This is a genomic window from Rodentibacter trehalosifermentans, assembly GCF_002000545.1.
Lineage (GTDB): Bacteria > Pseudomonadota > Gammaproteobacteria > Enterobacterales > Pasteurellaceae > Rodentibacter > Rodentibacter trehalosifermentans.
In genome coordinates this window covers 26633-38994 of the sequence record NZ_MLHL01000019.1, presented here as the reverse complement: position 1 = coordinate 38994, position 12362 = coordinate 26633, and the positions used below count along the sequence as shown (strand labels likewise).

General features: G+C 42.4%; 10 protein-coding genes. 2 read left to right on the top strand and 8 right to left on the bottom strand.

All coding sequences use genetic code 11. The features are described from left to right. Positions 1-23 precede the first annotated feature (23 nt). The 3 genes from tpx to serC form a co-directional block, all read right to left on the bottom strand. Positions 24-521: a thiol peroxidase gene (tpx, locus tag BKK52_RS04415; RefSeq protein ID WP_077473482.1), complete on the bottom strand. Its 498-nt coding sequence runs from the start codon at positions 519-521 to the stop codon at positions 24-26. Between the two features lie 7 nt (positions 522-528). Then, complete coding sequence (gene hisC, locus BKK52_RS04410; protein ID WP_077473481.1) at positions 529-1638, bottom strand: histidinol-phosphate transaminase; 1110 nt, start codon at positions 1636-1638, stop codon at positions 529-531. Between the two features lie 71 nt (positions 1639-1709). Continuing rightward, a complete protein-coding gene (serC, locus tag BKK52_RS04405) occupies positions 1710-2795 on the bottom strand; it encodes a 3-phosphoserine/phosphohydroxythreonine transaminase (protein ID WP_077473480.1) in 1086 nt (361 codons plus the stop codon). 187 nt (positions 2796-2982) lie between these two features. On the opposite strand from serC, the gene BKK52_RS04400 reads away from it, so the two are divergent. After that, a complete protein-coding gene (locus BKK52_RS04400; RefSeq protein ID WP_077421400.1) occupies positions 2983-3336 on the top strand; it encodes a DUF496 family protein in 354 nt (117 codons plus the stop codon). 52 nt (positions 3337-3388) lie between these two features. Here BKK52_RS04400 and folK read toward each other — a convergent pair whose 3' ends face one another. The 5 genes from folK to dksA all read right to left on the bottom strand — a co-directional run bounded on the left by folK (position 3389) and on the right by dksA (position 9710). Continuing rightward, complete coding sequence (gene folK, locus BKK52_RS04395; protein ID WP_077421399.1) at positions 3389-3865, bottom strand: 2-amino-4-hydroxy-6-hydroxymethyldihydropteridine diphosphokinase; 477 nt, start codon at positions 3863-3865, stop codon at positions 3389-3391. Between the two features lie 11 nt (positions 3866-3876). Continuing rightward, complete coding sequence (pcnB, locus tag BKK52_RS04390) at positions 3877-5325, bottom strand: polynucleotide adenylyltransferase PcnB (RefSeq protein ID WP_077473479.1); 1449 nt, start codon at positions 5323-5325, stop codon at positions 3877-3879. A 193-nt stretch (positions 5326-5518) separates the two neighbouring features. Further along, entirely contained in the window at positions 5519-7573 is a 2055-nt protein-coding gene (locus BKK52_RS04385; protein WP_077473478.1) for a TonB-dependent receptor, read from the bottom strand. Positions 7574-7648: 75 nt separating this feature from the next. Continuing rightward, positions 7649-9040 (bottom strand): glucose/sorbosone family PQQ-dependent dehydrogenase, encoded by a 1392-nt coding sequence (locus BKK52_RS04380; protein WP_077419900.1) that lies wholly within the window; start codon positions 9038-9040, stop codon positions 7649-7651. 232 nt (positions 9041-9272) lie between these two features. Then, a complete protein-coding gene (dksA, locus tag BKK52_RS04375; protein WP_077419899.1) occupies positions 9273-9710 on the bottom strand; it encodes an RNA polymerase-binding protein DksA in 438 nt (145 codons plus the stop codon). A gap of 260 nt (positions 9711-9970) precedes the next feature. Here dksA and BKK52_RS04370 point away from each other — a divergent pair, with 260 nt between their 5' ends. Then, positions 9971-12340, top strand: a complete 2370-nt coding sequence (locus tag BKK52_RS04370) for a DNA internalization-related competence protein ComEC/Rec2 (protein ID WP_242650009.1) — start codon at positions 9971-9973, stop codon at positions 12338-12340. The last annotated feature ends 22 nt before the right edge of the window (positions 12341-12362 follow it).

Sequence of the window (12362 nt, the reverse complement as noted above, 5' to 3'; positions counted from 1 at the left end):
TTTCAACCGCACTTTTTTGTTACTTATAATACCGCAATGGCCGCATCATAATTCGGTTCGTTTTTAACTTCAGAAACCAATTCACTGTGTAGCACTTGATTGTTTTCGTCCAACACAATCACGGAACGTGCCGTTAGCCCTGCGATTGGACCTGTTTTTATATCCACGCCGAGTTTTTCGTGGATTTCTTTATGGCGGAAAGTGGATAAGGTTTGCACGTTTTCAATGCCTTCAGCCCCGCAGAAACGGGCTTGTGCAAAAGGGAGATCCGCTGAAATGCACAAGACCACGGTATTTTCTAAATTTGCCGCACGTTGGTTAAATACACGAACAGAGGTGGCACAAACGCCGGTATCAATACTTGGAAAAATATTGAGTACTTTGCGTTTGCCGGCAAAAGCTTCTAAGCCAACATCGGCTAAGTCTTTGTTGGTGAAGGTGAGGTTTTCAAGCGTTTCCCCTTTTTGTGGAAAATCACCTTTAATTTCAATGGGGTTACCCATCATGGTTACTTTGTTCATAAAGCCCCTAGTCAGTTTGAGTTAAATTTAGCACTTGAATCAGTGCAGTAAAAAATTTGTCATTTTCTTGTGGTAAACCAATACTAATGCGTAAATGATTAGGCATACCATAGCCTGCAATCGGGCGAACAATCACGCCTTTTCGCAATAATGCTTCATAAATAGGTTGAGCAGGCTGTTTGAAGTCGATAGTAATGAAATTGCCTTTTGAAGGAATATAATCCAGTCCGTATTGGTGGCAGAATTGTTCGTAGCGTGCCATTTCAACACGGTTATTTTCTGCTACCTTTTCAATGAAGGTATCGTCATTCATCACCGCAATGGCGGAGGCGAGAGCCAAACTGTTACAGTTAAAGGGTTGGCGAACACGGTTTAATAAATCGGCAATTTCAGGATTAGACACCGCATAGCCAATGCGTAAACCGGCAAGTCCATAGGCTTTCGAGAGAGAGCGGGAAATAATGAGATTAGGATATTTTTTCAATAAACCAAAAGAATCGAGCCGTTCTTCAGGAAGGGTGAATTCCGTATAGGCCTCATCTAACACCACAATCACTTTTTCAGGCACTTTTGCAAGAAAATCATCAATTTCTTGTTCGGTTAAGAAATTACCTGTGGGGTTATTGGGATTGGCGATAAAAATCAGTTTGGTTTTATCGGAAAGTGCGGTCAAAAATCCCGCTAAATGATGGCCCCAGTTTTTTGCCGGCACTTCTTTTGCGATAGCATTAATTGCCTTGGTCACAAGAGGATAAACGATAAAGGCATATTGTGAATAAATGATTTCATCTCTTTCACCGGCAAAGGTATGTGCGAAGAGTTCAAGTAAATCATTTGAGCCATTACCCAGTGTAATTTGATTAGGCTGAACGCCAAACTTTTTAGCAATGGCTTGTTTCAGTTCAAAACCATTGGCATCGGGATAGCGGGTGAGGTTCTCCAATTGATTGATAATGGCTTGTTTGGCACTGTCGGGAAATCCAAAGGGATTCTCGTTAGAAGCGAGTTTAACGATATTGCTAATACCGAGTTCACGTTCAAGTTCTTCAATAGGTTTACCCGCTTGATAGGGGGAAAGGGATTTTACGCCTTGATTAGCGATAGTAATATATTGCATAGTGTTACATTCATTAAAGATAAATGGGCGTCTCAATATTGAGGGTTAAATTTAGGGCGGTTTCACGCACTTTAGGCGAGATTTTCCGCTTCAAATTTTTTCATAAAGTCGATGAGTGCTTCCACGCCTTCCAAAGGCATCGCATTATAGATAGACGCCCGCATTCCCCCCAGCACTTTATGACCTTTTAAAGCTTGTAGACCGGCTGCGGTGGCTTTTTCAACGAATTTGGCGTCTAATTCAGGATTGCCGGTCACAAAAGTCACATTCATCGTTGAACGATTTTCTTTTGCCACTACATTGCGGTAAAGCCGGCTTTCATCAATGTAATCATAAAGACGTTGCGCTTTACGGGTATTACGTTCTGCAATCACTTTTAACCCACCGATAGCTTTAAGGTGTTTGAACACCAGCGAGCAGAGATACCACGCAAAAGTCGGCGGGGTGTTAATCATAGAATCCGCATCCCGTTGTATTGCATAGTTCCAAATGGAAGGGGTTTCTTTGCGGGCATTGCCGATTAAATCATCACGAATAATCACCAATGTAATACCGGCAGGGCCAAGGTTTTTTTGTGCACCGGCATAAATGACCCCAAATTTGCTTATATCGATTTCGCGAGAAAGGATATTCGATGACATATCGGCGACTAAAACGGCATTACCCACATTTGGCAGATCAAAAATTTCTACACCGCTGATGGTTTCATTAGGGCAGTAGTGGACATAATCGTACTGATCGGCAATATCACTGAAATCTAAGCGGGTAATGCGTGTCTTATCGCCATTTTCCACAATGCTAATTTCATCTATTTCTGTAAAATTACGGGCCTCTTTTGCCGCGGTGGCAGACCAATGTCCGCTGTTTAAATAAAGGGCTTTTCCTTTTTTGCCGATAAGATTCATCGGCAATGCGGCAAATTGACCCCGGGCACCGCCTTGCAAAAAGAGCACACGGTAGTTATCGGGAATTTGATAGATCTCGCGCAGATCTTTTTCCGCTTCTGTGATAAGTTCCATAAAATATTTGCCACGGTGGCTGACTTCCATCACAGAAACGCCTTGCCCTAACCAGTTAGTGAGTTCCGCTTGGGCTTTTTGTAATACTTCGGGAAAAATCATAGCCGGACCGGCACTGAAATTGAAAACTTGAGACATTGTGCTTTCCTTATTTTTAGAGAATAACGCGCTACGTTTTATCACTAGAAAAGCGGATAATCAACGGTTTTTAGAAAAATCCGAGCTTTTTTTGACATAAGCCACAAAATTTAAATTTAAGGTTTTGACGACAAGGGAAAAAAAAGCTAAATTACGGGGCGTTATTTTGTCAATAGGGAGAGCCATTATGGAAACCGTCAACAAACAATCCTTTCAAGAAGTGTTGGAATATGTGCGTATGTATCGTTTAAAAAATAAGCTAAAACGTGATATTGAAGACATCAGCCGTAAAATTCGTGATAACCAAAAACGGGTGTTATTACTTGATAATTTAAACCAATATATTCGTGACGATATGGATATTGATGATGTGCGTGCAATTATCGAAAACATGCGGGATGATTATGAAGCGCGGGTCGATGATTATACGATTCGTAGTGCAGAACTTTCAGCACAGCGTCGTGAAACCAGTGCGAAAATGAAAGAACAGAAGAAAGCACATGCCGAGTTAGCGAAAAAATCCAGTAAAATCACGGCGTAAAAAGTTTGATAAAAATAACCGCACTTTAGTTGATTAAAGTGCGGTTATTTTTTTAGATTTTTTTCATTTTGTGATGGGCAAAATTTTTTGCTAATTCCGCTAATTTTATACCGCTTGGCAACATTAAATCCGGTGCGATTTCAGCCAAGGGCACAATCACAAATTCCCGATTATTCATGTCGTAGTGGGGAACGGTTAAACGTTCACTTTGAATAATTTCGTTGCTATAAAGCAAAATATCCAAATCCAGTGTGCGTTCTCCCCAACGGCGCAAACGCACACGGCCTTGCGCCTTTTCAATACGTTGTAATTCATCCAGCAAGGGTAAAGGGGCTAATGTTGTTTCAATTTTTGCCACGGCATTCACATAATCCGGTTGATCTTGCGGCCCAAGGGGTTTGCTTTGATAGAAACCACTCACCGCAAGAAGTCGGGTTTGCGGTAAATTTTCTATGGCGTTCAATGCACTGTTGAGTTGTTCAATGGGGGTGTTTAAATTACTCCCCAAGGCGATATAAGCGGTTATCATTATTTCGCTTCCTATGAGGCTTGGGCGTTTGAACGACGGCGTTTACGGGGACGAAAATATTTTTTCTTTGGTTTTGGATGTAAACGCTGTTGTTCTTGAACAAGTTGATGACGTTGCTCACCATTGCTAAATTGATACTCATGCCACCATTTGGCAAGCTCAACGGTTTCGCCCCCCTCAATTTCAGCCCGCATCATCAATAAATCAAAGGCCGCACGAAATTTGGGGTGTTCCATTGTACGCATCGGTGCTGAACCGGTGCGTTTCAATAACTGTAATTGTAAGAACCAAATATCACGGATCACTGCTGTATGGCGACGTGGTGCGGCTAAAGTGCGACAGAACAGGTCTAAAATTTCATTTCCGGCAAGGGCATAGGCATCGTGATTGTTTAGCCCCCCTTCATTTTTTAATATTTCTACTTTTTCACGCAGCGGATACCAAAAAAATGCGGCAAATAAAAACGCCGGGTTAATAGGCAATTTATCGGCAATTCGTTCATCGGTTGAGGTGAGTGCGGTGAGGATCATACGCTCCGCGAAGCTATCCTCTTTCTCCGTAAAGAAAGGGGTAAGGCTAGGGAAGAGGGGTTCAAATAAACCATATTGACGCAATAAACGATAGGTTGTTACCCCATAACCCGCTTGTAATAATTTCAAACTTTCATCAAAAAGGCGGGCAGGCGGAATGTTTTTCAGTAAATCGGCTAAGTCATAAATAGGCTGTTCACTGCTTTTTTCAAGGAACATCTCTAATTTCGCCATAAATCGAATGGCGCGTAACATGCGTACCGGATCTTCCTGATAACGGGTAACGGGATCGCCAATTAAACGTAATTTACCGGCTTTGAGATCGGCAATGCCGTTGAAATCATCCCTTAGGGTATTATCTTGTGGATTGTAATAAAGGGCATTGATAGTGAAATCACGGCGTTCGGCATCCTGTTCAACCGTGCCATAGACATTATCCCGTAAGAGCATACCGGCATCATTTTGTTTGGCTTGATGTTCGCTACGGGCATCGTTATGGCCGGCACGGAAGGTGGCAACTTCGATAATATCCCGACCAAACATAATATGCGCCAAACGAAAACGACGACCAACCAAACGACATTGGCGTTGGAAGATTTTTTGAATTTGTTCCGGTCGGGCATTGGTGGCGACATCAAAATCTTTTGGCTGTTTACCAAGCAACAGATCACGAATACACCCACCCACAATATAGGCTTCAAACCCTTGGCGTTGTAATTTTTCGACAACAGTCAAGGCATGACGGCTAAACATTCGGGGATGAATGCCAAACTGTGAGGCTTTAATCCCCCCCTTATGCGTGTGATTGGCTTGGCTGTTTTTGGGGTTTCGTGATGGGGTTGAATGCTCAACTCGTCTAGAATGAGCCTTTGTTTGGTTCGATTGTTTTGCGCTATTTTGTGAAAGTTTTTTTTTCTTTTTACCAAACAAATTTTTAATATAAGTAAGAATAGCGAACTCCGTTTATTCATGGTTTAAGACACCACATGGTGCCTTTTGGGTGAATGACATCATTGTTATTTATAGAGGGTGTTTATCACACCCTCTTTTTCCCTTTTCAAGAAAACGCTACATAATATCGAAAATGCGTCAAAATTCAACCGCACTTTATCCCATTTAGGGATTAGAAATGATATTTAATGTTCATACCAAGGCTAAAATTGCGTTTTAATGCCGGTTCGTAATAACGTCCGTAGGCATCATTAATCACCACATTGGCGTAGTCCTTGTTAAAGAGATTATTGATGCGTGCATGGGTATCGATTGTCCAGTTACCCGTTTCCCATAAATAGCCCGCATAAGTGCCGACTACAGTATAGCTTGGGGCATATTCGGTATTGGCGTGATTCACCTGAATTTTGCTGCTATAACGGATATCGGAGCCCAGTCGCCAACCGGATTTATCATGCCAGCCTAATGCCGCATAAGCGTTGTGTTTCGCCACGCCTGCAATGCGGTTGCCTTGTTGAATGGCTGTGGAGACGGTTTCACGGAAGCGTGCATCCACGAAGGTATAACTTAAGGTGAATTTTAAATCTTCCCATACATTGCCTTGCCAGCCGATTTCCGCCCCTTGGCGACGGGTTTTACCTGCATTGCGATAGGTCGCACGCCCATTAACTGTGCGATAGGAAACAATATCATCTTTGGTATCGGAACGGAAAAGTGCCGCAGTGAGCATTCCATCGCCTAAGCCACGTTTAATACCGATTTCGTAGTTATCACTGGTCAGCGGTTCTAGGTCGAAGTTCAGACCCGGCACGCCGTCAGGGCGATAACTCATCTCTAAAAATGTACCGGTTTCAAAACCACGGCTATATGAGGCGTAAATATTGGTATCGGCTAATCCTTGCCAGCTTATGCCCGCACTCGGCAACCATTTACCATCACGTTTTCTGCCACTGTCATCGCCATTACTTAAATAATGGTCTGAGGATTTAAAGGTGGTAGAGCTATAGCGGACACCACCGGTGAAAAGCCAATCTTGCGCAAAGGCCCAGTTGGTTTGCAAATAAGGGTCGATATTAAAGATTTTATTTTTCTCATCACGACGAAGATTGCCTTTCACGCCGTTTTCTGTGCCTCGGAAGTTTTCATAACCTTTGCGTTTATCTTGCATATAGTCGAAAGCGAAGCCGAGTAGGGTATCGAAATTCTCTGTGGCTTTATATTGCCAATAAATATCGGTACCAAAATAAGTACGGTCGAAATCAATTACCCCACCTGCGTGACCGGCACGGGCTTGGACAATGCGTGGAATCGGTAAATATTGCTCAAGTCTCCGCTCACCCATGTAAGCGGTGAAGTTAATAAGATTTTTTTCATTAATCTGCTGACGGTAAGTGAGTCCAAGTTGGCTTTGTTTCACATGTTTACGTGCGTTATATTTTTCTATATTGCTCGCTACTTGATCTCGGTTTTCTTTCCATTGGGCATAACTTAAGGCACCGGGATCTTGTGCTTTAATATCGGAATGATTAAAAGTTAATGCCACTTCCGCATTATTTTCCGTTACCCAATTCAGTTTAAAATTAACCTGATTTTTACGGGCAGCACTGTGATTGCGATCACCTGTGGTAGAGAAACGATTAACGCTCAGCATATAAGCCGGCACATATTTACCATCGCCGCCCCCTTGGGCTTTCAAACCATAATGCCAAGTGCGATGGCTGCCGCCTTCTACGCTGGTTTCAATACTCGGTGGATTTTTGCCTTGTTCCGATTTCACCAAAATCGTGCCGGCGGACGAGTTGCCATAAAGGGAAGAGAAAGGGCCTTTTAGCACTTCAATTTGACCAATAGAATTGAGATCAATATGTGTGGTAACGCCTTGTCCGTCCGGCATGGTGGCAGGAATACCGTCCACATAAATCCGCACACCGCGCACACTGGTGCGTGAACCACGGGTGGAAAGGTTGATATCTTGAGCATAGTTATCACGAGAGGTGGCAACCAAACCGGGAATACCTTGCAACGCTTCGCTGAAATTCACATTCATCTTGCTTTGGGCTTGAATCTCTTTTCCTTCTACCACTGCAATGGAAGCTGGGCTTTGGAATGGATTCATCTCGCTGCGAATCGCGGTCACTTTTATTTCATCTAATTGCATACTGTCGCTTTGTGCCGAAGCGATAAAAGGGAGATTGGCGACAAGTAAGGCTAATGCGGTTTTTTTCATTTTTGTGTTCCTCAAAAAAAGTAGGTGCAATAATATTTGCACCTACATCCTTAATAGTATGCCTTATGGGGTTGATTATTTACCGGTGTATTCAAAGACAATAATTGCACCTTTATTTTGCATTTCGGTATTTGGTTTTTGGTCTTTACCAATGCCGTAACCAACCGCATCGGTTGCCACATAGATTTTACCTGTGTCGTTGCCGATTACCACATTACGATAGCGGTTGTTGGTTTTGAAATGCTTGCTGAAATCGCCTTGCACCTGCTCTGATTTACCGTCTAAATTTACACGGTAAATCGCACCATTTTTCAAGGTGGTGATTAGAAGAGAGTTTTGCCACTCTTTGATTTTACCGTCTTTCGGATAGTAAATAATGCTTGATGGTGCAATTGTAGGCCAGCATAAGAAAGCTAAATCGCCACAGTTTTCATCGGAATAGTTGTAACCATTTGGCACAGTGAAGAAGGATTTTTGCGGTGCTTTAAAGTTTTCCGCTTTAAATTCACTTTCTTGTTGAACCGGTACACCTTCAGGAATGATATTCGGATTGAATTTCGCCTGTAATTCTTTTGGTGCTGCCGACCAGTTGGCATACACATAGCCTGAATCATCTTTGAAACCGGCAACATTTGGCCAGCCATAGTTACCGCCTTTTTCGATACGGTTTAATTCGTCATCAGAAGATGGGCCGTGTTCTACTGCAAATAAGTTATCGCCGACAAAGGCTAAACCTTGTGTATTACGGAAACCATAAGCATAAACGTGGCTTTTCACCCCATTTAATTCCGGGTTATCTTCAGGAATTGAGCCATCGGTATTTAAACGTAAGATTTTACCGACATAAAGTGAATAGTCATGATTAGCAACTTGCTCTGCGGTTGGTAAATCTTGAGATTGAATTGGTTTATCAACGTGTTTGCCTTGGTTATGACCTTGGTCACCGATGGTGTAATAAAGTTTGCCATCCGGCCCAACGCGTAAGCGACCGGAGTTGTGGTCATTGCTTGCCGGAATTTTATCCATCACAATGGTTTCGTTGGATAATTTGTCTGCTTTTTGATCGTAGGTTAAACGCACAATACGGGCGAATTTCTTATCGCCTTCATCATAAGTATAAGCAGTATAAAGATAGTTTTCGCCTTTGCCCGATAAGAAATCCGGGTCAAATGCCATACCTAACACGCCTTGATGCGGAGGAGCGGCGACGACATTTTCAAAATGATAAAGCGGAGTACGTTTACCGGTTTTTGGATCGATTTTGGCAATGTTTTTGCCTTGACGTTCTGTCACCCAAATTTGGTTATCTTTCCCCCAAAGCATTTCCCATGGGCTTTCTAAACCTTCCACTAAAATTGTGGCTTTAAAGGGTTCGGCAATCTCGACCGTATCGCCTGCTTTCGCATAAAGATTGCTACTGGTTAAGGTTAATGCACCTAATGCAAGTGCAATTGCTGTTTTTTTCATAAAATCTCCTGTGTCAATACAAATTAAGGCGGCGCATTTTAGTTTTAAAATCAATCAATCGGATAAAAAATATATCCAAAACGGTTAATTTTTATTCTTTATTTTGCAAGAAATATAGTATTTCCCACTTATTTTTGATGGTTGTTGTGCATTTCATTTGTTACTAATGCCGTAAAAATGCAAAAAGTGCGGTCAATTTTGACCGCACTTTCGTTTTTTCTAACAGAATAAATTAACCGGCAACTTGCTTTTCACGAATTTCCGCAAGGGTTTTACAGTCGATACACAAATCTGCCGTTGGACGGGCTTCCAAACGACGAATGCCGATTTCCTCGCCGCAGGAATCGCAGTAACCGAAATCATCGGTATCTAGTTTTTTCAATGTAGATTCAATTTTTTTCATTAATTTACGCTCGCGATCACGGTTGCGTAATTCTAGGCTGAACTCCTCTTCCTGAGTCGCACGATCAGCCGGATCCGGAAAGTTTGCCGCTTCATCCTGCATATGCGCAACGGTACGTGAAGCCTCTTCCACGATTTGTTCGTGCCAAGCCGTTAAGATTTTTTTAAAATGAAGAATCTGATTTTCATTCATGTATTTTTCATTTTTTTTTGGTTGATATGGTTTTACACCGGCCAGCTCTAATAAACTTAACGTTGCTTTTGACATATCTCACTCCTAATACGAACAGAATTTAAGCGTGAAATTCACGACTTCCTGTCATAGTTTACACTTTGTTCTCTATTGCTTTATTGAGAACCCGATTTTTTGAGGGCGATATAAATAGCAAAACTTTTTGCTTTTAGCAAATAAAATTTCCTCATTAAAATTTGATTTTGCGATCAATGTCGCAAAATTAGTGTGGGGAGATTGTAGACTCTCTTGAGAGGAGGTAGCGTACAGGTCATTTAGTGTTCAATTTTGTTTTCATGCCTACGGTATTTACCTTAGCAATCTGTATAATTGTAGCCTCCCTGTCGCTAATATTTTTGCCTGATTTTATGCTCATTGGTATAAAACCAATGCTGCTTTGTCATTTAATCCTTATTCCAACCGCACTTTGCTTTCGTTATTTTAAAAGAATCGCACTTTTTCACTTTTTTCTCGGGGTAAATATTTTTGTCTTGGCATTGGGTTACGTGCATTCTTTCGCATTGGATTTATTGCATCAGGCGGAGAATATTTCAGTAAGAAAACAGCAATTGGAATTGACTATTGAGGAAATATTGCACCAACAAGAATATCAAACTTTAATTGCGCACACGGTGTTAGAAGAGGGAGGAAAACCGCAACGTATTTTTTTGAATTGGAAAGCGAAAGAACGTCCTTTCTTAGGGCAGCGGTGGCGAGGGGAGGTTTCTCTCCGACCGCTTTCTGCCCGATTGAATTCGGGGGGATTCGATCGTCAACAATGGTATTTTTCCAAAGGTGTGATTGCTACGGGTACGTTAAAAAGTGCGGTTAAAATTGGCGATGATTTTTCATGGCGGGAGAAAAAATTGCAACAGACGCTGCAACAAACGGAAAATTTATCTTCGCAAGGATTATTGCTCGCCCTAGCCTTTGGTGAACGTGCTTGGTTAGACAAAACCACTTGGCAGGTTTATCGACAAACCAACACCGCTCATCTCATAGCAATTTCGGGGCTGCATATTGGATTGGCAATGGGGATCGGATTTTTACTGATGCGAATGGTACAATTTTTTCTGCCCTCAAGATTTATCACGCCTTTTTTACCTTTGTTATCCGGCGTGATTTTTGCCATATTTTATGCCACCCTCGCAGGCATAAGTATTCCTACTTTTCGGGCGATGTCAGCCTTGGTTTTTGTTTTTGGGTTACAAATATCTCGGCGGTATTATTCACCTTTCCGGCTGTTTATTTTAGTGGTGGCATTTCTCCTGTTTTGTGATCCGCTTATGCCCCTTTCGGTAAGTTTTTGGCTTTCGGCTGGGGCGGTATGTTGTCTGATCATTTGGTATCGTTACCTGCCTTTTTCCTTGTTTCAATGGCAACACCGTCCTTTTCCGAAAAAAGTGCGGTGGATTTTGGGGCTGTTTCATTTACAGTTTGGTTTATTACTGCTATTTACCCCGATACAACTGCTGTTGTTTAATGGAGTGGCATTGAATGGTTTTCTCGCCAATCTAATCGCCGTTCCGCTTTATAGTTTTTTGTTGGTTCCTTTGATTTTGTTTGCCGTGTTGACAAATGGTGCTGCCTATGCCTGGCAATTAGCGAACGCCTTAGCGGAGGGTATAACCCGAATTCTTGCTTTTTTTCAGGGAACTTGGGTGGATATTTCGCTGAATTTCTCCTTTATTTTGACCGCACTTTCCAGCCTGTTTTTTGCTTTTCTCATTTATTGGATTTATCGTGAAAAACCACTTTCACCGCTTAAACCCTCAGGATTTTTCACCTTAACGCTTCAACCTTTGCCTGTTATTCAGAAGAAACAAGGGATCGGCACTTCAATCGGCATTGCCCTGTTATCGCTATCCGTTTTTGCTTGCCGACAATATCAAAAACCACTTTGGCAACTTGATACGCTGGATGTAGGGCAGGGCTTGGCAACCTTGATCGTTAAAAATGGTCGGGGAATTTTATATGACAGTGGGGCAGCATGGAAAGGCGGTTCTATGGCTGAATTGGAGATTTTGCCTTACTTGCAACGTGAGGGGATTCAATTGGATAAGCTTATTTTGAGCCATGATGATAACGACCATTCAGGCGGAGCAAGGGCAATATTACAGCGGTTTCCCCATGTCACATTAATCAGCCCTTCAGAGAAAAACTATGGCGAAACCGACCGCACTTTTTGTGTGGCGGGCAACAAGTGGCAATGGCAAGGTCTCCACTTTCAAGTGCTTTCTCCTAAAACGCCGGTCAAGCGTGCCGAAAATTCTCATTCTTGCGTGATTCTTGTTGAGGACGGTCAATATCGCGTATTGCTTACCGGTGATGCGGAAATGCAAAATGAGCGGATTTTTGCCCGCACTTTGGGGAAAATTGATGTCTTGCTAGTGGGGCATCACGGCAGCAAAACCTCTACCGGGGAATTTTTGTTGAAACAAACCCGTCCCGATCTTGCGGTTATTTCCGCCGGGCGTTGGAATCCATGGAAATTTCCACATTCTTCTGTGATGGAAAGGCTTAAACAGTATCAAAGTGCGGTCGAAAATACGGCGGTTTCGGGGCAGATTCGTGTTAGTTTTTATCATAATAAATGGAAAGTTTCACACCAAAGGAAAGCGTTTTCTCCTTGGTATGCTCGTCCGATTGGATTATCAACGGAATAAAAGGTACAATGCAACGGATTTT

Coding starts and splice junctions, on each gene's coding strand:
- hisC (WP_077473481.1), bottom strand. CDS start 1,638: ATGCAATATATTACTATCGCTAATCAAGGCGTAAAATCCCTTTCCCCC.
- BKK52_RS04400 (WP_077421400.1), top strand. CDS start 2,983: ATGGAAACCGTCAACAAACAATCCTTTCAAGAAGTGTTGGAATATGTG.
- folK (WP_077421399.1), bottom strand. CDS start 3,865: ATGATAACCGCTTATATCGCCTTGGGGAGTAATTTAAACACCCCCATT.
- serC (WP_077473480.1), bottom strand. CDS start 2,795: ATGTCTCAAGTTTTCAATTTCAGTGCCGGTCCGGCTATGATTTTTCCC.
- BKK52_RS04380 (WP_077419900.1), bottom strand. CDS start 9,040: ATGAAAAAAACAGCAATTGCACTTGCATTAGGTGCATTAACCTTAACC.
- tpx (WP_077473482.1), bottom strand. CDS start 521: ATGAACAAAGTAACCATGATGGGTAACCCCATTGAAATTAAAGGTGAT.
- dksA (WP_077419899.1), bottom strand. CDS start 9,710: ATGTCAAAAGCAACGTTAAGTTTATTAGAGCTGGCCGGTGTAAAACCA.
- BKK52_RS04370 (WP_242650009.1), top strand. CDS start 9,971: ATGCCTACGGTATTTACCTTAGCAATCTGTATAATTGTAGCCTCCCTG.
- BKK52_RS04385 (WP_077473478.1), bottom strand. CDS start 7,573: ATGAAAAAAACCGCATTAGCCTTACTTGTCGCCAATCTCCCTTTTATC.